We start from the raw sequence: 20,642 nt of genomic DNA, 5'->3' as shown, positions 1-20,642 counted from the left end.
CCTCAGAAGCCGGTTGGGGTGCGAGTGTGCCAGTCAGTGTTCAGTTGGTACTGATGGGCAACATTGAGCAAGCGGCCTTCCTGGAAATACGGGGCGAGCAACTGCACGCCGACCGGCAGGCCATCGACAAAACCTGCTGGCATGGACAAGCCCGGCAGACCGGCGAGGTTGGCGGTGATGGTGTAGAAGTCTTCCAGGTACTCGGCAATAGGATCGTCTTTCTTGGCACCAAGCTTCCAGGCCGGGTTCGGCGTGGTTGGGCCGAGGATGACGTCGACCTCATTAAAGGCAGCCATGAAATCGTTCTTCACCAGGCGACGGATCTTCTGTGCCTTCAGGTAATAGGCGTCGTAGTAACCGGCCGACAGCGCGTAGGCACCGACCATGATCCGGCGCTGCACTTCCGGGCCGAAACCTTCGCCACGGGAACGCTTGTACAGGTCTTCCAGGTTTTTCGGGGCTTCGCAGCGATAGCCGAAACGCACGCCGTCGAAACGCGACAGGTTGGAAGACGCTTCCGCCGGAGCGATCACGTAGTACGCAGGGATTGCGTGCTGCATGTTCGGCAGGCTGATTTCCTTGACCACGGCGCCGAGCTTTTTCAGCTCTTCAACGCTGGCCATGACCAGGTCGGCGATGCGTGGGTCGAGACCGGCGCTGAAGTATTCCTTCGGCACGCCGATGCGCAGGCCTTGCAGCGAACCGTTGAGGCCGGCGCAGTAATCTGGCACGGGCTCGTCGATGCTGGTGGAGTCCTGCGGGTCGAAACCGGCCATGCCTTGCAGCAGGATCGCGCAGTCTTCGGCGGTGCGGGCCAATGGGCCGCCCTGATCGAGGCTGGACGCGTAAGCGATCATGCCCCAACGCGAAACGCGACCGTACGTCGGTTTCAGACCGGTGAGGTTGGTGAACGCTGCCGGTTGGCGGATCGAGCCGCCGGTATCGGTGGCGGTCGCGGCCGGTAACAGACGAGCGGCAACTGCAGCAGCCGAACCACCAGACGAACCGCCCGGAACGTGTTCCAGGTTCCACGGGTTTTTCACTGCGCCGTAGTAACTCGACTCGTTGGCCGACCCCATGGCGAATTCGTCCATGTTGGTCTTGCCCAGGGTCACGGCCCCGGCAGCGGCCAGTTTGGCGACCACGGTGGCGTCGTACGGTGCTTTGAAGTTGTCGAGCATCTTCGAGCCGCAGCTGGTGCGGATGCCCTGGGTGCAGAACAGGTCTTTGTGGGCGATCGGCGCGCCGAGCAGGGCGCCGCTCTCACCATTGGCCCGACGAGCGTCAGCGGCTTTCGCCTGCTCAAGCGCCAGGTCTTCGGTGAGGCTGATGAAACTGTTGAGCTGCGGGTCGAGCTGGGCGATGCGCGCCAGCAGGACTTTGGTCAGCTCTTCGGAAGAAAACTTTTTATCGGCGAGTCCGCGGGCGATCTCGGCCAGAGTCAATTGATGCATTGCAGGCTCTTTCCCTTTAGTCGATGACTTTCGGAACCAGGTACAGGCCGTTTTCGACCGCTGGTGCGATGGACTGATAGGCCTCGCGATGATTGGTTTCGGTCACGACGTCTGCACGCAGGCGCTGGCTGGCTTCCAGTGGGTGGGCCAGCGGCTCGATACCGTCGGTATTGACCGCTTGCATTTCGTCGACCAGCCCGAGAATGCTGTTCAGGGCCGAAGTGATGTGTGGAAGATCGGCATCATCGAGGCCAAGGCAGGCCAGATGAGCGATTTTTTCCACGTCGGAGCGTTCAAGCGCCATGGGATTCTCCAGTGGAAAACAGAACGGACGGCGTCCGTGTGTTAGATTGTCGGAACACTACCGCATTTCTACGGTCTCAAGGCCGCGATTGTGGGGCTTGGTGCACAGAAAAGCGGCCAATTTAACATATTGGCGCCTTGCCCAAAATCCCTGTCGTTGTTAGAGTTTGCCGCACTTTTTTACCCACGCGTTGCCTAGGGTCCCTTTCCCATGTTCAAGAAACTGCGTGGCATGTTTTCCAGCGATCTCTCCATTGACCTGGGCACTGCCAACACCCTTATTTACGTGCGCGAGCGCGGTATCGTCCTGAATGAGCCCTCCGTTGTGGCTATTCGGACACACGGTAACCAGAAAAGTGTCGTGGCTGTCGGCACCGAGGCCAAGCGCATGCTCGGTCGTACGCCGGGCAATATTGCTGCCATTCGTCCGATGAAGGACGGCGTGATCGCCGACTTCAGCGTCTGCGAAAAGATGCTGCAGTACTTTATCAACAAGGTTCACGAAAACAGCTTTTTGCAGCCTAGCCCTCGTGTGCTGATCTGCGTTCCATGCAAATCCACCCAGGTTGAGCGTCGTGCCATCCGTGAATCGGCCCTTGGTGCCGGTGCACGCGAAGTGTTCCTGATCGAAGAGCCGATGGCTGCCGCGATCGGTGCCGGCCTGCCGGTTGAAGAAGCCCGTGGTTCGATGGTGGTCGATATCGGTGGCGGTACCACTGAAATCGCGCTGATCTCCCTCAATGGTGTGGTCTATGCCGAATCCGTACGGGTTGGCGGCGACCGCTTCGACGAAGCGATCATCACCTACGTGCGTCGCAACTACGGCAGCCTGATCGGCGAGTCCACCGCCGAGCGCATCAAGCAGGAAATCGGTACGGCGTACCCGGGCGGCGAAGTTCGCGAAGTCGACGTTCGTGGCCGTAACCTGGCCGAAGGCGTTCCACGTGCATTCACCCTGAACTCCAACGAAGTGCTGGAAGCTCTGCAAGAGTCCCTGGCCACCATCGTTCAGGCTGTGAAAAGCGCGCTGGAGCAATCGCCTCCGGAGCTGGCATCGGATATCGCCGAACGTGGTCTGGTACTGACCGGTGGTGGCGCCTTGCTGCGCGACCTCGACAAGTTGCTGGCCCAGGAAACCGGTCTGCCGGTGATCGTCGCCGAAGACCCGCTGACCTGCGTTGCTCGCGGCGGTGGCCGTGCATTGGAAATGATGGATAAACACACCATGGACCTGCTTTCCAGCGAATAAATCGTTGGGTTGCATCTATGCTGTGGACCCGCAGGCAGCACTTTGCAGTGCTGCCTGTTGGCGTTTATCTTCTGTCAGTCTGCATCCAGGCCGGTTTGATGCCGTATGAATAAAGAGAACATTTGCCTGGGAGGAGCGGCTTATTAAACCGCTTTTCACCAAAGGCCCCTCACTGGGCGTGCGCTTGTTGGTGCTGGTCGTGCTATCGGTCGCGCTGATGGTGGTCGATGCCCGCTTCACACTGCTCAAGCCAGTGCGTAGCCAAATGTCGCTGGTGCTGATGCAGTCTTACTGGATCACCGACCTGCCGCAGCGGCTATGGCAAGGTGTGGCCAGCCAATTCGGCAGCCGGACCGAACTGGTCGCCGAAAACGAAAAACTCAAAACCGAAAACCTGCTGTTGCAGGGGCGCATGCAAAAGCTTGCTGCCCTTACCGAGCAGAACGTTCGGCTGCGCGAGCTGCTCAATTCTTCTGCACTGGTCAACGAGAAGGTCGAAGTGGCCGAGTTGATCGGCATGGACCCCAACCCCTTTACCCATCGCATCATCATCAATAAAGGTGAGCGCGACGGTGTGATCCTCGGTCAGCCAGTGCTCGACGCTCGCGGCCTGATGGGTCAGGTGGTGGAGTTGATGCCGTACACCTCCCGCGTGCTATTGCTGACCGATACCACCCACAGCATTCCGGTGCAGGTGAACCGTAATGGCCTGCGGGCGATTGCCAGCGGCACCGGCAACCCGGAACGCCTTGAGCTGCGTCATGTGGCCGATACCGCCGATATCAAAGAAGGCGATCTGCTGGTCAGCTCCGGCCTTGGTCAGCGTTTCCCGGCGGGTTACCCGGTGGCGACGGTCAAGGAAGTGATTCACGATTCCGGTCAGCCGTTCGCCATCGTCCGTGCAGTGCCGACCGCCGCGTTGAATCGCAGCCGTTATCTGCTGTTGGTGTTCAGTGACGGTCGCACAGCCGAGGAGCGCGCCAACGAAGCCGCCCAGGCTCAGGAAGCTCTGGACCAGCACGGCGGTGGGCCGATCATTCCTGCGACCGTGCCGAAACCGGCCGCGTCGGTGATCCCGGCTGCTGCTCCGGCTGTGCCGGCAGCTGCACCTGTTGCACCTGCCGCGGCGACCCCGGTCAAGCCTGGCGCTGCTCACCCTGCGGCCGCCAAACCGCCCGCGGTGGCGCCAGTGGCTACTAAACCACCGGCGGCCCAGCCCGCTGCCGTGAAGCCTGCTGCCAAACCGCCTGTCTCCGCGCCGGCCACCACTGGGGGAAGAGAATAATGGGCGGTACAACTGCATCTCGTAACGGCTGGATGGTCTGGCTGACGTTCGCCATCGGCATGCTGCTCAGCGTTTCGCCGCTGCCGCAATTCATGGAAATCCTGCGTCCTCTGTGGCTGGCCTTGCTGTTGGCCTTCTGGGCATTGGCCTTGCCACAGAAAGTCGGCATGGTGACCGCCTGGTGCCTGGGGTTGGCCGAAGACGTGCTGTATGGCACGTTGCTGGGCCAGAATGCGTTGATCCTCACGCTCATTACGTTTCTGGTGCTGTCGCTGCAACAGCGCCTGCGCATGTTCCCGATGTGGCAACAAAGCCTGGTGATCCTGGTGATCTTCGGCCTCGCCCAACTGGTTCAGTTGTGGCTGAGTGCTCTGACCGGCAATCGTCAGCCGACCCTGGCGCTGGTGTTGCCGGCGCTGGTCAGTGCATTGCTCTGGCCATGGATCAGCTTCGGTTTGCGGGGTTTGCGTCGACGCTACAAAATCACTTGATTCGGTCAGGCATGTGCCCGCACCGGTGCTCTGTCTCGCAAATACGTTCCTTTTTTGGCGAGTGGCTGTTGTTGCAAGACAAGGCGCCGCGACGAGTCATGGCTCGCTATGGCGAGGAGCGGCAACGCAGTATGGCAACAGCAGACGCCGCCAAAAAGGAACAGTATTTGTGAGACAGGGCACTAGACAGGGAGATGTCTTGATGAAATCGTTATACCTCGCCTCAGGCTCGCCACGTCGGCGTGAACTGCTCAGGCAGATCGGCGTGCCGTTCTCCGCCATCAGCGCGGACATCGATGAAACCCCTTTACCTCAAGAATCTCCATCGGCCTATGTCGAGCGTCTGGCGCGCGGCAAGGCCGAAGCCGGGCGCGGGGCGGTCGTGTCCGACGCGAATTTCTGCGTGCTGGGCGCCGACACCGCTGTGGTGCTGGACGGGAAAATTCTCGGCAAACCGGTGGATGAAGCCCAGGCGTGCGCCATGCTTATGCTGTTGTCCGGCCGTGAACATGAAGTGTTGACGGCGATTGCGGTGCAGGACGGCGAGCGCTGCGAGTCTTTGGTGGTGCGCAGTCTGGTACGTTTTCGCACTATCGACCGCGATGAAGCGGCGGCCTACTGGGCCAGCGGCGAACCTCGGGACAAGGCTGGTGGCTATGGGATTCAAGGGCTGGGCGCGGTGTTCGTCGCCGGGCTCAATGGCAGCTACTCGGCGGTGGTCGGATTGCCGCTGTGCGAAACCGCAGAACTACTCGGCCATTTCGGCATACCCTGTTGGCAAACCCTTAACGCGCGCTGAGCGTCGTACTGACAAGATGCGGCCATTATCGTGAACATGCCTGAACGAGACCCTGCCATGAGTGAAGAGATCCTGATCAACATCACGCCGATGGAATCGCGCGTGGCGGTGGTCGAAAACGGTGTGCTGCAAGAGGTCCATGTCGAGCGCACGCAAAAGCGCGGGATCGTCGGCAACATCTATAAAGGGAAGGTCGTGCGGGTATTGCCGGGCATGCAGGCCGCCTTCGTCGATATCGGTCTGGATCGCGCCGCATTCATTCATGCCTCGGAAATTTCCCTGCGCGAAGGTCCGGCGGTGGAGAGCATCAGCGCGCTGGTTCACGAAGGTCAGAGCCTGGTGGTGCAAGTCACCAAGGACCCGATCGGCTCCAAAGGCGCACGCCTGACGACGCAATTGTCGATTCCGTCGCGCTATCTGGTGTACATGCCGCGCACCGCCCACGTCGGCATTTCCCTGAAGATCGAGGACGAAGCCGAGCGTGAGCGCCTCAAGCAAGTGGTCACCGACTGCGTGGCCAAAGAAGGCATCAAGGAAGCCGGCGGCTTTATTCTGCGCACCGCTGCCGAAGGGGCCGGGGCCGATGAAATCCTCATGGACATCCGCTACCTGCGCAGGCTCTGGGATCAGATCAACGTCCAGATCAAAACCATCAGCGCGCCGAGTGTGATCTACGAAGACCTCGGCCTGGCGTTGCGTACCTTGCGCGACCTGGTGAGCCCGAAGATCGAGAAGATCCGGATCGACTCCCGGGAAACCTTCCAGAAAACCACGCAGTTCGTCGCCGAACTGATGCCGGAAATCGCCGATCGTCTGGAGCATTACCCTGGTGAACGGCCGATTTTCGACCTGTACGGCGTCGAAGACGAAATCCAAAAGGCTCTGGAGCGCAAGGTACCGCTCAAGTCCGGCGGTTATCTGGTGGTCGATCCGGCGGAAGCCATGAGCACCATCGACGTCAACACCGGAGCCTTCGTCGGTCATCGCAACCTCGAAGAAACCATCTTCAAGACCAACCTCGAAGCCGCCACCGCCATTGCCCGTCAGCTGCGTCTGCGCAATCTGGGCGGGATCATCATCATCGACTTCATCGACATGGAAGATGAAGAGCATCAGCGTCAGGTGCTGCGCACCCTCGAGAAGCAGTTGGAACGCGATCATGCCAAGACCAACATCATCGGCATCACCGAACTGGGCCTGGTGCAGATGACCCGCAAGCGCACCCGCGAAAGTCTTGAGCAAGTGCTGTGCGAACCGTGCAGCAGCTGTCAGGGACGCGGCAAGCTCAAGACTCCGGAAACCGTGTGCTACGAGATCTTCCGCGAAATCCTGCGTGAGGCCCGGGCCTATCAGGCCGAAGGCTATCGCGTGCTGGCGAACCAGAAAGTGGTCGACCGTTTGCTCGATGAAGAGTCGGGCAACGTCGCCGAGCTCGAAGGGTTTATCGGGCGCACCATTCGGTTTCAGGTAGAAACCATGTATTCCCAGGAACAATACGACGTGGTGCTGCTCTGAATCGTTGTGTTTCAACCCCACTAGAACGGCTGGCCTCAGCTTTTTGCAGTATTTTTGCCATGGGAGCCAACTGACATGGACCGTCTGACACTTATTTTTGCCGCACTGACCCGCTGGGGGCTGGGCCTGTGTGCGTTGGTTTTGGTGCTGATGGCGTTGTTCGTCAGCCTTGGCCGGGAGTTGACGCCGCTGGTAGCCGAATACCGTGCCGACGTTGAAGCCAAAGCCAGCGATGTCTTGGGCATGCGGCTGCGTATTGGTGCGCTGGAAGGCAACTGGAGCGGCCTCGCCCCGGTTTTGCTGGCCCATGACGTGATGGTCGGCGAGGGTTCCAATGCCCTGCGTCTGGATCAGGTGCGCGCGGTGCCCGATCTCTGGGCCAGCCTGCTGGCGCGCGAAGTGCGCATCGCACATCTGGAGCTTAGCGGCCTGAAGATCAGCCTCAAGGAAGGCGAGGACGGTCATTGGGCGCTGGAAGGTTTGCCGGTACAGCAGGATCAGCCGCTCGATCCGGAGCAGTTGCTCAATCGCATGCAAACGGTTCAGCAGTTGTCGGTGCTCGACAGTCAGGTGACCTTGCAGCCTCTGGAACAGCAACCGCTGACCCTGACTTACGTCGGCCTGAACCTGAGAACCGGCGTGTCGCGTCAGCGACTCGATGTGCGCCTGAACCTGCCCGATGGTCAGCCGGTTGCGATGAGTGTGCGCACCCGTATCCACGCCAGTCAGTGGCAGAACGGCGAGGCCGAGGCTTACCTGAGCCTGCCGCAAAGCGATTGGTCGAAATGGTTGCCTGAGCGCCTGACCCAACAATGGAATTTCTCCGAGATCAAGGCCGGTGGCGAGCTATGGCTGAACTGGAGCGAGGGCGCCCTGCAAAGCGCCGCGATCCGTTTGAACGCGCCGCAACTCAAGGGTGCCTACGCCGAGCGCAAGCCGATCCAGATCAACAATCTGGCGCTTAACGGGTATTTCCAGCGCAGCTCCACAGGCGTCCTGGTGACCCTGGATTCTCTGGCCATGAACCTGGGAGAAACCCGCTGGGAATCGAAGCTGCAATTTCAACAAATGGCGGCGACCGACAAGGCGCCAGAGTTCTTGCATCTGCAAGCCGACCGCATCGACCTCACACCGCTCACTCCGTTGCTGAATGCCTTGGGGCCACTTCCGGAAGGTGTCGCTACGGCGGTCGAGCGGCTCAAGGTCACCGGGGTATTGCGCAATGTACTGATCGACCTCCGCCCCGCGGCTACCGATGACAGCAAATTCAGCTTTGCCGCCAATCTGGAACGGGTCGGCTTCGACGCTTATCACGGTGCGCCGGCGGCGCGAAATGTCAGCGGCAGCATCAGCGGCGACCTCGGGCAGGGTGAGTTGCGGATGGACAGCAAGGATTTTTCCCTGCACCTGGACCCGATTTTCGCCAAACCATGGCAGTACATTCAGGCCAACGCCCGGCTGACCTGGAAACTCGACAAAGAAGGTTTCACCCTGATCGCGCCGTACCTGAAGGTGCTGGGCGAAGAGGGCAAGATTGCCGGCGACTTCCTGATTCGCCTGCATTTCGATCACACCCAGGAAGACTACATGGACCTGCGGGTCGGTCTGGTCGACGGCGACGGCCGTTACACCGCCAAATACCTGCCGCAAATGTTGAGCCCGGCGCTGGACGAATGGCTGCGCACGGCGATTCTCAAAGGCGCGGTGGATGAAGGTTTCTTCCAGTACCAGGGTTCGCTGAACCATGGCGCCGCCGAAACGGCTCGCAGCATCAGCCTGTTTTTCAAGGTTCACGATGCCGAGCTGGCGTTTCAGCCAGGGTGGCCACATGTCCGCAAGGTCACCGGCGATGTGTTCGTCGAAGACAGCGGCGTGAGGATTCTGGCCAGCAAGGGGCAATTGCTCGATACACAGGTCAGCAACATCTACGTCGATATTCCCCATGCGCCTGTCGGGCAGAGCACTCATTTGTTCCTCGGCGGCGGGTTCGCTGGCGGGTTGGGCGATGGCCTGAAAATTCTGCAGGAAGCGCCGATCGGCACCGCCGACACGTTCGCCGGTTGGGAAGGCGATGGCGACCTGCAAGGCAAGCTCAAACTCGATATCCCGCTGGTCAAAGGCGAGCGGCCGAAAATTCTCGTCGACTTCAAGACCGACAAGGCCCGCTTGAAGCTCAGCGAGCCTCCCCTGGAACTGACGCAACTCAAGGGCGATTTCCGTTTCGACAGTATCAAGGGTTTGAGCGGGCAAAAGATCACGGCGCGCGCGTTCGACAAGCCAGTGACCGCACAGATTTTCGCCGATGGCGGTGCGGGCAAGCTCAATACTCGGGTCGCCGCATCGGGGGAAGTCGAGGTCAAGAAGCTCACTGAATGGTTGAACGTCACTCAGCCGTTGCCGGTGACGGGCTTGATCCCTTATCAGTTGCAACTGAACCTTGATGGCGCCGACAGCCAATTGATGGTCAGCTCCAGTCTCAAAGGTGTGGCGGTGGATTTGCCGGCGCCGTTCGGCATGGCGGCCGATGTCGGGCGCGACACCGTGTTCCGCATGACCCTGCAAGGACCGGAGCGGCGTTACTGGGTCAACTACGGTGAACTGGCGAACTTCACGTTTGCGGCCCCGACCGGCAATTTCGTCGACGGTCGCGGCGAGCTGTTTCTCGGTGGCAGCAATGCCGTGTTGCCCGGCGCCAAAGGCTTGCGAGTGCGCGGTGTACTGTCCGAGCTGGATGTCGCACCCTGGCAGGATCTGGTGACCAGGTATGCCGGGCAGAATCCGGGCGGCAGTGCCAAGCAGTTGCTCAGTGGCGCGGATATCAAGGTTGGCAAGCTCAGCGGTTTCGGCACCACCCTCGATCAGGCGTCGGTGCAGTTGACGCGCAAGCCAACCGCATGGGCCTTGCAACTCGACAGTCAGCAGGCCAAGGGCACCGTCGGCATCCCCGATGCGAAAGCGGCACCGATTGCGGTCAATCTGCAATACGTACGTTTACCGGCACCCGCCCCGACGGCGCTGGCCGACGAGAACTCGCCGGATCCGCTGGCCACCGTAGACCCGACGAAGATCCCGGCGCTGGATATCACCATCAATCAGCTGTTCCAGGGGCAGGATCTGGTGGGTGGCTGGCAGTTGAAAGTCCGCCCGACCGCCAAAGGCATTGCCCTCAATACCCTGGATCTGGGCCTCAAGGGCATCCTCTTGCAAGGCAGCGGCGGTTGGGAAGGCATGCCGGGTAATTCCAGCAGTTGGTACAAGGGGCGGGTCAGTGGCAAGAACCTCGCCGACGTGCTCAAGGGCTGGGGTTTTGCGCCGAGCGTCACCAGTGAAGAGTTTCACATGGATGTCGACGGTCGCTGGCCCGGCTCACCGGCGTGGCTGGCTACCAAACGCTTCTCCGGCACTCTTGACGCATCGCTCAATAAAGGTCAGTTCGTTGAAATCGAGGGCAGCGCCCAGGCTCTACGGGTATTCGGCCTGCTCAACTTCAACTCCATCGGCCGCCGCTTGCGCCTGGACTTTTCCGACCTGTTTGGCAAAGGCTTGAGCTATGACCGGGTCAAAGGCCTGCTGGTCGCGACCAACGGGGTGTACGTGACCCGTGAGCCGATCTTGCTGACCGGCCCGTCGAGCAACCTGGAACTCAACGGCAAACTGGACCTGGTGGCGGATCAGGTCGATGCCAGGTTGCTGGTGACCTTGCCGGTGACCAACAATCTGCCAATTGCCGCGCTGATCGTCGGAGCACCGGCTGTCGGCGGGGCGCTGTTCCTGATCGATAAGCTGATCGGTGACCGCGTGGCGCGTTTCGCCAGCGTCAAATACACCGTCAAAGGCCCATGGAAAGAACCGAAAATCACCTTCGACAAGCCTTTTTGAAAAGCCACTTTCCAGGCCTATGGAGTAGCATGGCCGTAAGCCCCCTGTAGGAGCTGCCGCAGGCTGCTCCTACAGGTATGTGTTGATTCCAGATAAGGAAATGGCCATGTCTGTAGCGGTGATTCAAATGGTCAGCCAGAGCGACGTGCTGGCCAATCTGGCCCAGGCCCGTCGTCTGCTGGAGCAGGCGGCGACCGGTGGTGCGCGACTTGCTGTGCTGCCGGAAAACTTCGCCGCCATGGGCCGTCGCGACATTGCCGACATCGGCCGCGCCGAAGCCTTGGGCGAAGGCCCGATCCTGCCGTGGTTGAAACAGACCGCCCGCGACCTCAAGTTATGGATAGTGGCCGGTACGTTACCGTTGCCGCCGGTGGATCAACCGATGGCCAAATCGCATGCGTGTTCGTTGCTGGTCGATGACCAGGGCGAGACTGTGGCGCGTTACGACAAGCTGCACCTGTTCGACGTGGACGTGGCGGACAATCGCGGGCGTTATCGCGAATCCGATGACTATGCTTATGGCAGTGGTGTGGTGGTTGCTGATACGCCGGTCGGTCGAGTTGGCCTGACCGTCTGTTACGACTTGCGATTTCCGGAGCTGTACAGCGAACTGCGTGCAACCGGCGCGGAATTGATTACCGCACCGTCGGCTTTTACCGCGGTGACGGGTGCGGCGCATTGGGACGTGCTGATTCGCGCTCGGGCCATCGAGACTCAGTGTTACGTGCTCGCGGCCGCCCAGGGTGGGACGCATCCAGGGCCACGAGAAACGTTTGGTCATGCCGCCATCGTTGACCCCTGGGGGCGTGTGCTGGCACAACAGGATCAGGGCGAGGCCGTGCTGCTGGCCGAACGCGACAGCAGCGAACAGGCGTCCATCAGGGCGCGGATGCCGGTGTCCACTCACCGGCGCTTTTTCTCGCAGGGCGCCCAGCGACCTGCATCAGAACGACGAATTTAAGGCGTAAAGCATATGAGCGAGTTGTTGTCCTCAGTCAGTGAACACCTCCTGGCGCCCGGCGGCGTAACGATCGAGAGCCTGCAAGGTGTGCTCGGTGATCTGGCCGGCCCGGGCATCGATGCCGCCGACCTGTATTTTCAGGGGCAGATTTCCGAGTCCTGGGCACTGGAAGACGGGATCGTCAAGGAAGGCAGCTTCAACCTCGACCAGGGTGTTGGTGTGCGTGCGCAATCGGGTGAAAAAACCGGTTTCGCCTACAGCAATGCGATCACCCTCGAAGCGTTGGGGGCGGCAGCCGGTGCGGCCCGTTCGATCTCCCGGGCCGGGCAGAACGGCACCGTGCAGGCGTTCACCACCCAGGATGTTACCCAGTTGTATGGGCCAGACAACCCGCTGGAAGTGATGACCCGTGCCGAGAAAGTCGAGCTGCTCAAGCGTATCGACGTGGCGACCCGCGCCCTCGACCCGCGTATCCAGCAAGTCACCGTGAGCATGGCCGGGGTTTGGGAGCGGATTTTGATAGCCTCCACTGATGGCGGCCTGGCGGCGGATGTGCGGCCGCTGGTGCGTTTCAACGTCAGTGTGATCGTCGAGCAGAACGGTCGCCGTGAACGCGGCGGTCATGGCGGCGGCGGTCGTACCGACTACCGCTATTTCCTCAGCGACGACCGCGCCATGGGCTATGCCCGTGAAGCGTTGCGTCAGGCGCTGGTAAACCTGGAAGCCATTCCGGCCCCGGCCGGTACGTTGCCGGTGGTGTTGGGTTCGGGGTGGTCCGGTGTGCTGCTGCACGAAGCGGTCGGCCATGGTCTGGAAGGCGATTTCAACCGCAAGGGCAGTTCGGCCTACAGCGGGCGCATGGGCGAGATGGTTGCATCGAAGCTCTGCACTATCGTCGATGACGGCACCCTCGCCGGGCGCCGTGGTTCGCTGAGCGTCGACGACGAAGGCACCCCGACCGAGTGCACCACGCTAATCGAAAACGGTGTGCTCAAAGGTTATATGCAGGACAAGCTCAACGCGCGCCTGATGGGCGTGGCCCGCACCGGCAACGGTCGTCGCGAGTCTTACGCGCACCTGCCGATGCCGCGCATGACCAACACCTACATGCTCGGTGGCGAAAGCGACCCGGCGGAAATCATCGCCTCGGTGAAAAAAGGCATCTACTGCGCCAACCTCGGCGGCGGTCAGGTGGACATCACCAGCGGCAAGTTCGTGTTCTCCACCAGCGAGGCGTACCTGATCGAAGACGGCAAGATTACCGCCCCGGTCAAAGGCGCGACGTTGATCGGCAACGGGCCGGAAGCCATGAGTCGGGTGTCGATGGTCGGTAACGATCTGGCGCTGGACAGCGGTGTGGGAACGTGTGGCAAGGATGGGCAGTCGGTGCCGGTGGGTGTCGGCCAGCCAACGCTGAAAATCGATGCGATTACCGTGGGTGGCACGGGCGCGTAAGAAATGGAGCTTCGGGTGAGCCGCTAGGTGGCTCACCCGATTCGGGACTTAACGCAAACCGCGTTGAGTCTCGTCCAGCTCACGGATGTACTTGAAGATTTTACGGCTCGAAGCCGGTGGCTTGTTGGTCGCCAGTTCGTGCTGGGCCTGACGGATCAGGGAGCGCAATTGTTGACGATCGGCCTCCGGGTAATCGACGACGAATTTCTCCAGGACGGCGTCGTCGCCCGCGATCAAGCGATCGCGCCAGCGTTCCAGGCCGTGGAAACGTTCGTTGTACTGCCGGGTGGAGGCATCGAGTTGATCGAGCAGGGTGAGAATGGCGTCAGTGTCCTGATCGCGCATCAGCTTGCCGATGAACTGAAGGTGCCGTTTACGCGCGATGTTCGCGGTGTGCTTGGGCGCATCGGCCAGAGCCCGGCGCAAAGCGTCGGTCAAGGGCAGTTTTGCCAGCAGGTCAGGCTTGAGTGTTGTAAGGCGCTCGCCGAGGTCAACCAGAGCATGCAGCTCGCGTTTGACCTGGGATTTGCTTTTTTCTCCCGTATCGAGGGAGTCGTCGTAAGAATCAACCATGGTGGCCGTCCGCAAAGAAACGCCGCCATGATAACCAGTCGGGGGCCGCTTGTCCGGCCCGGTCGCTCGATGACCGTTACCGAAAGCAGAATTTGAGTGGAGAACAGCATGAGTGCAGTTGAAAGCGTCGGCCCACAAGCGTTGCCGGCACTGCAAGAACAAGTCGAGCAGATCATCGCTGAAGCCAGGCGCCAGGGCGCCAGTGCCTGTGAAGTGGCCGTGTCGCTGGAGCAGGGCTTGTCGACCACGGTGCGTCAGCGGGAAGTCGAAACCGTTGAGTTCAACCGCGACCAGGGCTTTGGCATCACCTTGTATGTAGGGCAGCGCAAGGGTTCGGCCAGCACCTCGGCCAGCGGTTCGGAGGCGATTCGCGAAACCGTTGCCGCCGCGCTGGCCATTGCCAAGCACACCTCCGAAGACGAAGCCTCAGGCCTGGCGGATGCCGCGCTGATGGCCAAGGATCTGCAGGATTTCGATTTGTTCCACCAATGGGGCATCACCCCGGAGCAAGCCATTGAGCAGGCCCTGGCTTGTGAAGCAGCAGCGTTTGCCACCGACAGCCGGATCAAGAACGCCGACGGTACCACCCTCAGCACTCACCAGGGCTGCCGGGTTTACGGCAACAGCCACGGTTTTATCGGTGGTTATGCGTCGACCCGTCACAGCCTCAGTTGCGTGATGATTGCCGAAGCCGAAGGCCAGATGCAGCGCGATTACTGGTATGACGTGAACCGTCAGGGCAACTTGCTGGCTTCTCCGGAGAGCATCGGCCAACGTGCCGCGCAGCGGGCGGCGAGCCGTCTGGGCGCCCGCCCGGTGCCGACCTGCGAAGTGCCGGTGCTGTTTTCCGCGGAACTGGCCGGTGGCTTGTTCGGCAGTTTCCTCTCGGCGATTTCCGGCGGCAGCCTGTATCGAAAATCGTCGTTCCTCGAAGGCACCCTGGGGCAGAAGCTGTTCCCGGAATGGCTGACCATCGATGAACGTCCGCACTTGATGCGCGCCCTGGGCAGCTCGGCCTTCGACGGTGACGGCCTGGCGACGTACGCCAAGCCGTTCGTGGAGAAGGGCGAGTTGGTGTCCTACATACTCGGCACCTACTCCGGCCGCAAGCTGGGCATGCCGAGCACCGCCAACGCCGGCGGCGTGCACAACCTGTTCGTCACCCATGGCGACGAAGATCAGGCCGCCTTGCTGCGCCGCATGGGCCGCGGCCTGCTGGTTACCGAACTGATGGGGCAGGGCCTGAACATGGTCACTGGCGATTATTCCCGTGGTGCGGCGGGTTTCTGGGTCGAGAACGGCGAAATCCAGTTCGCGGTCCAGGAAGTGACCATCGCTGGCAACATGCGCGACATGTTCAAGCAGATCGTGGCGGTCGGTAATGACCTGGAGCTGCGTAGCAACATTCGCACCGGTTCGGTGTTGATCGAGCGAATGACGGTGGCGGGTAGCTAAACTCCGACCGCTGCACAAAAAGGCGCGTCATCTATCGGATGGCGCGCCTTTTTTATTGGTCGCAACCCAGATCCTGTGGGAGCGGGCTTGCCCGCGATAGCGTCATTTCAGTCGACATCGATGTTGAATCTTCTATCGTCATCGCGGGCAAGCCCGCTCCCACAAAATGCTCAATGCTTTGCTGTACTTGTTTTGGTTCTCATTATCATCTAATAATAAATCTCATTACCGAATGAGCCCGGATTATGAGTTCTGCCTTGCACGAGCAGCCTTACCTCGAAAGCTGGCGCTGGATGAGTCGCCAGATCCGCTGCGCCATGGACCCCGACGAGCCGCGCCTGATCGAGCATTATCTGGCCGAGGGCCGATACCTGGCTTGTTGCACGGCGACCTCACCCTGGACCATCGCCGAAACCTCCTTGCGTTTATTGCTCGACACAGCTGCCGACGTCGCGCTGCCCTGGCACTGGCGCAGCCTGTGTCTCGACCAGGCCTGGCGACCGCTGCGTGATCTCGAACGGCAATCACTCTGCAAATGCCGCCTCAAGCGCTGGCGGAGCTACGCCTGGCAACTGGCGACCTGCGAATTGCAACCCTCCATCCCTCTCATAGAACTGGTGCAAGGATTTCCTGATGAATAACACTCGTATCGAACGCGACAGCATGGGCGAGCTACAGGTCCCGATTGATGCTTTGTATGGCGCGCAAACCCAACGCGCGGTGGATAACTTCCCGATCAGTGGCAAGCCGATGCCCGTGCAATTCATCCGGGCGCTGATCCTGGCCAAGGCCGCCGCTGCCCGAGCCAACGTCGAGCTCAAGCAGATCAGCGAATCCCAGGGCAAAGCCATCGTCGACGCCGCTCAAGGCCTGCTCGAAGGTGACTTCATGCAGCACTTCCCGGTCGATATCTTCCAGACCGGTTCCGGCACCAGTTCCAACATGAACGCCAACGAAGTGATCGCCACCCTGGCCAGTCGTTTGTTGGGCGAGCCGGTGAATCCCAATGATCACGTCAATTGCGGCCAGAGCAGCAACGACATCATCCCGACCACCATTCACGTCAGCGCTGCATTGACTTTGCATGAGCAATTGCTGCCGGCGCTGGTGCATCTGGTGCAGGTGATCGAGCGCAAGGCCGGGCAGGTTCATCCGTTCGTCAAAACCGGGCGTACCCATTTGATGGACGCCATGCCGGTGCGCATGAGCCAGGTGCTCAACGGTTGGGCGCAACAGCTCAAGGCCAATATCGGTCACTTGCAGGATCTGCTGCCGAGCCTGCAATCCCTGGCCCAGGGCGGCACTGCAGTGGGCACCGGGATCAATGCCCATCCAGAGTTTGCGGCGCGTTTCAGTCAGCAGCTCAGTCAACTGACTCAGGTGCAGTTCACACCGGGCAAGGACCTGTTTGCGCTGATTGGCTCGCAGGACACGGCGGTCAGCGTTTCCGGGCAGCTCAAGGCCACGGCGGTTTCCCTGATGAAAATCGCCAACGACCTGCGCTGGATGAATTCCGGCCCGTTGGCCGGCCTCGGTGAAATCGAACTCGAAGCTTTGCAGCCGGGCTCATCGATCATGCCCGGCAAGGTCAACCCGGTAATCCCGGAGGCCACCGCGATGGTCGCCGCTCAGGTGATTGGCAACGACACGGTCATCACTGTCGCCGGTCAGTCGGGCAATTTCGAATTGAACGTCATGCTGCCGATCATCGCCCAGAACCTGCTGAGCAGTATCGAATTGCTGGCCAACGCCAGTCGTCTGCTGGGCGACAAGGCCATTGCCAGCTTCAAGGTCAACGAGGCCCGGCTCAAGGAAGCGCTGTCGCGCAACCCGATTCTGGTCACCGCACTCAACCCGATCATTGGTTACCAAAAAGCTGCTGAAATTGCCAAGAAGGCTTATCAGCAGGGGCGGCCGGTGATCGATGTCGCCCTGGAACACACCGACCTGACACGCAGCCAGCTTGAGGTTTTGCTTGATCCGGAAAAGCTCACCGCAGGTGGCGTGTAATCACTGCTAGCGCTTTGGAGGCTCACCATGGAGCACTGGAAACGCACGATCGAAAGAGCAAATCGCTGTTTCATGCTGGGCGAACTGGTCGATGCCCGCGAGGCTTACTTACAGGCATTGGCCTTGGCCCAGGTGTTGTTCGAGCGCTGGGCGGATGCCGACGAAGCGGTGGCGGCCTGCGTGATTTCTCACCACAACCTGGCAGACCTGCACTTGCGTCTGAACCAGCCCGAGGAGAGCGTCGAGTACCTGTGCGCAATCCATCAACGGCTGTTGCAGACCATGCAGGACCCACGGCTGTCACCGGCCTTGCGTGAAGCCGCGCTGCGCCAGAGCAGCAAAACCTATGTCGAACTGCTGAATTTCATCAGCGAGCACGGCGAGTATCCGCGCACTCAGCGATTGCTGCACACCAAGACGTCGCCCGCGCATCAGCCTGCACCCCTACAACATGGAATTCATTGAAATGGCTTTTACCTTGCCTGCCTTGCCGTACGCCTACGACGCCCTGGAACCACACATCGATGCGCAGACCATGGAAATTCACTACACCAAACACCACCAGACCTACATCAATAACCTCAACGCTGCAGTCGAAGGCACCGAATTCGCCGAATGGCCCGTGGAAAAACTGGTGGCGGCTGTCCAGCAATTGCCGGAAAAACTCCGTGCGGCGGTGATCAATCAGGGTGGTGGGCATGCCAACCATTCACTGTTCTGGGAAGTCATGGCGCCCAACGGCGGCGGCCAGCCTGAAGGTGCGCTGGCCAAGGCGATCGACGAGCAACTGGGTGGTCTCGGCAGCTTCAAGGAAGCCTTCACCAAAGCCGCGTTGACCCGTTTCGGTAGCGGTTGGGCCTGGTTGAGCGTGACGCCGCAAAAGACGTTGGTCGTTGAAAGCAGCGGCAACCAGGACAGCCCGCTGATGAACGGCAATACGCCAATTCTCGGCCTGGATGTCTGGGAGCACGCTTATTACCTGCGCTATCAGAACCGCCGCCCGGAATACATCAATGCGTTCTACAACGTGATCAATTGGCCCGAAGTCGCTGCGCGCTATCAGGCTGCACTGGCTTAAAACAATTCAAGGCTGACTATGGGCACTGAAACACTGGCGATCGGAAGCGGGCGGATGTTTCGTTACGCACTGGGATCGCTGTTGCTGCTGGCAGGCATGACGTTATTGGTGGCCCAGGGGCTGATGTGGCTGGACCTCGAACCGAAACTGTTGCGCGCCCTGCAAGGCGGGGCCATTTGCGCCTTGGGCACAGCCTTGGGTGCGGTGCCGGTGCTGGTGATTCGGCGGATGCCTCAGGCTGTCAGCGACACGCTACTGGGTTTCGGGGCCGGAGTGATGCTCGCGGCGACGGCGTTTTCGCTGATCGTGCCAGGCATTGCGGCGGCCGAAAACCTCGGGCTGACGCCTTGGGCGGCCAGTGGTCTGATCAGCTTCGGCATTATGTTGGGCGCATTCGGGCTGTTTCTGGTGGATCGCAAGGTGTCTGGCGCCACGCCTGAAATGCATGTGGGGACGCTGGAGCGGCCGTTGATTCCACCGCGAGTCTGGTTGTTTGTATTTGCCATCATCGCCCACAACATTCCCGAAGGCATGGCAGTCGGCGTCTCGGCCGGTGGTGGCATGCCTGACGCCGATAGCCTGGCCATGGGCATCGCCTTGCAGGATGTACCCGAAGGGCTGGTGATCGCGTTGGTGTTGGCCGGAGCAGAGATGTCGCGGATCAAGGCATTCCTGATCGGTGCCGCGTCAGGGGTGGTCGAGCCGGTCTTTGCACTGCTGTGCGCCTGGCTGGTGAGCCTGGCTGAACTGCTGTTGCCTTTGGGCTTGGCGCTGGCAGCCGGGGCGATGCTGTTGGTGGTGACTCACGAAGTCATTCCCGAGTCGCGACGCCATGGTCACGACAAACTGGCCAGCCTCGGACTGCTGATCGGGTTTTGCTTGATGATGGTGATGGATACAGCGCTCGCTTGAGAAAAAAGATCGCAGCGCCTACAGGTGTCCGCAATCCCATGTAGGAGCTGCCGAAGGCTGCGATCTTTTGATGTTCATTCGCCTTCGTCAAAGAAGTTGTTGATCAGCGCCACCAATGCATCCAGCGCTTCCTGTTCCTGTTCGCCTTCGGTACTCAGGTGGATTTTGGTGCCCTTGCCAGCGGCCAGCATCATCATGGCCATGATGCTTTTGCCGTCGACCGCGGATTCTGGCGTGCGTCCTACCCTGATCGTGCAATCCTTGAACTGACCGGCGACTCCGACAAATTTGGCAGACGCGCGGGCATGCAGGCCCAGCTTGTTGATAATTTCGATTTCCAGAGCAGGCATCGCGATTTGAATCCTTTAGCTGAGGTCGCGGTGGCGAACCTGGACGTTCTTCAGGGATTGTTGCAGGACCTGACCCAGACGTTCGGTCAGGTAGACAGAGCGGTGATGCCCGCCGGTGCAACCAATGGCAATGGTGACATAGGCGCGGTTGCTGGCGGCAAAGCGGGGCAGCCACTTGAGCAGGTACGAGGAAATGTCCTGGAACATCTCTTCGACGTCCGGCTGTGCCGCCAGGTACTCGGCCACCGGTTGATCGAGCCCGGACTGCGCGCGCAGCTCCGGCTTCCAGTAAGGGTTGGGCAGGCAGCGCACGTCGAACACCAGATCGGCATCCACCGGCATGCCACGCTTGAACCCGAAAGACTCGACCAGGAACGCAGTGCCGGGCTCCGGCTGATTCAGCAAGCGCAGCTTGATGGTATCGCGCAGCTGATACAGGTTCAGATTGGTGGTGTTGACCTTGAGGTCGGCCAGATCGGCGATAGGCCCCAGCAGATTGGTTTCGTCCTCTATCGCTTCCGCCAGCGAGCGATTGGCGCTGCTGAGCGGGTGACGACGGCGTGTTTCCGAGAAGCGTTTGAGCAGGGTTTCTTCATCGGCGTCCAGATACAGCACATCGCACTGGATATGCCGGCTGCGGACCTCTTCCAACAGCTCGGGAAACCGTGACAGGTGGCTTGGCAAGTTACGCGCATCGATGGACACGGCCACCAGCGGTTGTGCCAGTTCGGTGTGAATCAGCGCTCGCTCGGCCAGTTCCGGTAGCAGGCCGGCAGGCAGGTTGTCGATGCAGTAATAGCCGTTGTCCTCGAGAACATCGAGGGCGGTGCTTTTACCTGAGCCGGAGCGGCCGCTGACAATGATCAAGCGCAT

Annotated in this window: 19 protein-coding genes; 14 read left to right on the top strand and 5 right to left on the bottom strand. The window is 60.5% G+C overall.

Translation table 11 applies throughout. From position 1 onward, the window contains the following. Window positions 1-2 precede the first annotated feature (2 nt). Both gatA and gatC read right to left on the bottom strand, forming a co-directional pair. Window positions 3-1,454, bottom strand: a complete 1,452-nt coding sequence (gene gatA, locus LOY38_RS25355; protein ID WP_258620073.1) for an Asp-tRNA(Asn)/Glu-tRNA(Gln) amidotransferase subunit GatA — start codon at window positions 1,452-1,454, stop codon at window positions 3-5. A gap of 16 nt (window positions 1,455-1,470) precedes the next feature. After that, complete coding sequence (gatC, locus tag LOY38_RS25350; RefSeq protein ID WP_007941222.1) at window positions 1,471-1,758, bottom strand: Asp-tRNA(Asn)/Glu-tRNA(Gln) amidotransferase subunit GatC; 288 nt, start codon at window positions 1,756-1,758, stop codon at window positions 1,471-1,473. Between the two features lie 210 nt (window positions 1,759-1,968). Here gatC and mreB point away from each other — a divergent pair, with 210 nt between their 5' ends. The 8 genes from mreB (at window position 1,969) to tldD (ending at window position 13,391) form a co-directional block, all read left to right on the top strand. Beyond that, entirely contained in the window at window positions 1,969-3,006 is a 1,038-nt protein-coding gene (gene mreB, locus LOY38_RS25345; RefSeq protein WP_002555108.1) for a rod shape-determining protein MreB, read from the top strand. Between the two features lie 142 nt (window positions 3,007-3,148). Beyond that, window positions 3,149-4,291 carry a rod shape-determining protein MreC gene (mreC, locus tag LOY38_RS25340; RefSeq protein WP_258700793.1) on the top strand — a complete coding sequence of 381 codons (1,143 nt, stop codon included), beginning with the start codon at window positions 3,149-3,151 and terminating at the stop codon, window positions 4,289-4,291. Then, complete coding sequence (mreD, locus tag LOY38_RS25335) at window positions 4,291-4,782, top strand: rod shape-determining protein MreD (protein WP_258697558.1); 492 nt, start codon at window positions 4,291-4,293, stop codon at window positions 4,780-4,782. The genes mreC and mreD overlap by 1 nt, the downstream gene beginning before the upstream one ends. Window positions 4,783-4,984: 202 nt before the next feature. Continuing rightward, window positions 4,985-5,581, top strand: a complete 597-nt coding sequence (locus tag LOY38_RS25330; protein WP_258697557.1) for a nucleoside triphosphate pyrophosphatase — start codon at window positions 4,985-4,987, stop codon at window positions 5,579-5,581. Window positions 5,582-5,638: 57 nt separating this feature from the next. After that, complete coding sequence (gene rng / locus LOY38_RS25325) at window positions 5,639-7,096, top strand: ribonuclease G (RefSeq protein ID WP_258697556.1); 1,458 nt, start codon at window positions 5,639-5,641, stop codon at window positions 7,094-7,096. A 75-nt stretch (window positions 7,097-7,171) separates the two neighbouring features. After that, window positions 7,172-10,975 (top strand): YhdP family protein, encoded by a 3,804-nt coding sequence (locus LOY38_RS25320; RefSeq protein ID WP_258697555.1) that lies wholly within the window; start codon window positions 7,172-7,174, stop codon window positions 10,973-10,975. 106 nt (window positions 10,976-11,081) lie between these two features. Continuing rightward, window positions 11,082-11,936: a carbon-nitrogen hydrolase family protein gene (locus LOY38_RS25315; RefSeq protein ID WP_258697554.1), complete on the top strand. Its 855-nt coding sequence runs from the start codon at window positions 11,082-11,084 to the stop codon at window positions 11,934-11,936. A gap of 12 nt (window positions 11,937-11,948) precedes the next feature. Further along, complete coding sequence (tldD, locus tag LOY38_RS25310) at window positions 11,949-13,391, top strand: metalloprotease TldD (RefSeq protein ID WP_258697553.1); 1,443 nt, start codon at window positions 11,949-11,951, stop codon at window positions 13,389-13,391. Window positions 13,392-13,439: 48 nt separating this feature from the next. On the opposite strand, the gene yjgA is transcribed toward tldD, so the two are convergent. Further along, window positions 13,440-13,964, bottom strand: a complete 525-nt coding sequence (gene yjgA / locus LOY38_RS25305; RefSeq protein WP_258697552.1) for a ribosome biogenesis factor YjgA — start codon at window positions 13,962-13,964, stop codon at window positions 13,440-13,442. 108 nt (window positions 13,965-14,072) lie between these two features. On the opposite strand from yjgA, the gene pmbA reads away from it, so the two are divergent. The 6 genes from pmbA to LOY38_RS25275 all read left to right on the top strand — a co-directional run bounded on the left by pmbA (window position 14,073) and on the right by LOY38_RS25275 (window position 19,419). Continuing rightward, window positions 14,073-15,419, top strand: a complete 1,347-nt coding sequence (gene pmbA, locus LOY38_RS25300; RefSeq protein ID WP_258697551.1) for a metalloprotease PmbA — start codon at window positions 14,073-14,075, stop codon at window positions 15,417-15,419. A gap of 245 nt (window positions 15,420-15,664) precedes the next feature. Beyond that, window positions 15,665-16,060: a FagA protein gene (locus tag LOY38_RS25295; RefSeq protein ID WP_258697550.1), complete on the top strand. Its 396-nt coding sequence runs from the start codon at window positions 15,665-15,667 to the stop codon at window positions 16,058-16,060. Further along, on the top strand, window positions 16,053-17,429 hold the full coding sequence (locus LOY38_RS25290) for an aspartate ammonia-lyase (RefSeq protein WP_258697549.1): 1,377 nt from the start codon (window positions 16,053-16,055) through the stop codon (window positions 17,427-17,429). The genes LOY38_RS25295 and LOY38_RS25290 overlap by 8 nt, the downstream gene beginning before the upstream one ends. A gap of 27 nt (window positions 17,430-17,456) precedes the next feature. Beyond that, window positions 17,457-17,894 (top strand): hypothetical protein, encoded by a 438-nt coding sequence (locus tag LOY38_RS25285; protein ID WP_258697548.1) that lies wholly within the window; start codon window positions 17,457-17,459, stop codon window positions 17,892-17,894. A 1-nt stretch (window position 17,895) separates the two neighbouring features. After that, entirely contained in the window at window positions 17,896-18,507 is a 612-nt protein-coding gene (locus LOY38_RS25280) for a superoxide dismutase (protein ID WP_258697547.1), read from the top strand. Between the two features lie 18 nt (window positions 18,508-18,525). Next, complete coding sequence (locus LOY38_RS25275; protein ID WP_258697546.1) at window positions 18,526-19,419, top strand: ZIP family metal transporter; 894 nt, start codon at window positions 18,526-18,528, stop codon at window positions 19,417-19,419. Between the two features lie 74 nt (window positions 19,420-19,493). On the opposite strand, the gene LOY38_RS25270 is transcribed toward LOY38_RS25275, so the two are convergent. After that, window positions 19,494-19,769 carry an HPr family phosphocarrier protein gene (locus LOY38_RS25270; protein ID WP_258697545.1) on the bottom strand — a complete coding sequence of 92 codons (276 nt, stop codon included), beginning with the start codon at window positions 19,767-19,769 and terminating at the stop codon, window positions 19,494-19,496. A 15-nt stretch (window positions 19,770-19,784) separates the two neighbouring features. Beyond that, a complete protein-coding gene (rapZ, locus tag LOY38_RS25265) occupies window positions 19,785-20,642 on the bottom strand; it encodes an RNase adapter RapZ (protein ID WP_258697544.1) in 858 nt (285 codons plus the stop codon).

The sequence above is a fragment of the Pseudomonas sp. B21-015 genome (assembly GCF_024749285.1).
GTDB lineage: Bacteria > Pseudomonadota > Gammaproteobacteria > Pseudomonadales > Pseudomonadaceae > Aquipseudomonas.
The sequence above is the reverse complement of the archived record's forward strand: the minus strand, read 5'-3'. Positions and strand labels throughout refer to the sequence as shown.

What these genes read in the sequence shown, in the direction of transcription:
- gatA (WP_258620073.1), bottom strand. Translation starts at nt 1,454, where the DNA reads ATGCATCAATTGACTCTGGCCGAGATCGCCCGCGGACTCGCCGATAAA.
- gatC (WP_007941222.1), bottom strand. Translation starts at nt 1,758, where the DNA reads ATGGCGCTTGAACGCTCCGACGTGGAAAAAATCGCTCATCTGGCCTGC.
- mreB (WP_002555108.1), top strand. Translation starts at nt 1,969, where the DNA reads ATGTTCAAGAAACTGCGTGGCATGTTTTCCAGCGATCTCTCCATTGAC.
- mreD (WP_258697558.1), top strand. Translation starts at nt 4,291, where the DNA reads ATGGGCGGTACAACTGCATCTCGTAACGGCTGGATGGTCTGGCTGACG.
- LOY38_RS25330 (WP_258697557.1), top strand. Translation starts at nt 4,985, where the DNA reads ATGAAATCGTTATACCTCGCCTCAGGCTCGCCACGTCGGCGTGAACTG.
- rng (WP_258697556.1), top strand. Translation starts at nt 5,639, where the DNA reads ATGAGTGAAGAGATCCTGATCAACATCACGCCGATGGAATCGCGCGTG.
- LOY38_RS25320 (WP_258697555.1), top strand. Translation starts at nt 7,172, where the DNA reads ATGGACCGTCTGACACTTATTTTTGCCGCACTGACCCGCTGGGGGCTG.
- LOY38_RS25315 (WP_258697554.1), top strand. Translation starts at nt 11,082, where the DNA reads ATGTCTGTAGCGGTGATTCAAATGGTCAGCCAGAGCGACGTGCTGGCC.
- tldD (WP_258697553.1), top strand. Translation starts at nt 11,949, where the DNA reads ATGAGCGAGTTGTTGTCCTCAGTCAGTGAACACCTCCTGGCGCCCGGC.
- yjgA (WP_258697552.1), bottom strand. Translation starts at nt 13,964, where the DNA reads ATGGTTGATTCTTACGACGACTCCCTCGATACGGGAGAAAAAAGCAAA.
- pmbA (WP_258697551.1), top strand. Translation starts at nt 14,073, where the DNA reads ATGAGTGCAGTTGAAAGCGTCGGCCCACAAGCGTTGCCGGCACTGCAA.
- LOY38_RS25295 (WP_258697550.1), top strand. Translation starts at nt 15,665, where the DNA reads ATGAGTTCTGCCTTGCACGAGCAGCCTTACCTCGAAAGCTGGCGCTGG.
- LOY38_RS25290 (WP_258697549.1), top strand. Translation starts at nt 16,053, where the DNA reads ATGAATAACACTCGTATCGAACGCGACAGCATGGGCGAGCTACAGGTC.
- LOY38_RS25285 (WP_258697548.1), top strand. Translation starts at nt 17,457, where the DNA reads ATGGAGCACTGGAAACGCACGATCGAAAGAGCAAATCGCTGTTTCATG.
- LOY38_RS25280 (WP_258697547.1), top strand. Translation starts at nt 17,896, where the DNA reads ATGGCTTTTACCTTGCCTGCCTTGCCGTACGCCTACGACGCCCTGGAA.
- LOY38_RS25275 (WP_258697546.1), top strand. Translation starts at nt 18,526, where the DNA reads ATGGGCACTGAAACACTGGCGATCGGAAGCGGGCGGATGTTTCGTTAC.
- LOY38_RS25270 (WP_258697545.1), bottom strand. Translation starts at nt 19,769, where the DNA reads ATGCCTGCTCTGGAAATCGAAATTATCAACAAGCTGGGCCTGCATGCC.
- rapZ (WP_258697544.1), bottom strand. Translation starts at nt 20,642, where the DNA reads ATGCGCTTGATCATTGTCAGCGGCCGCTCCGGCTCAGGTAAAAGCACC.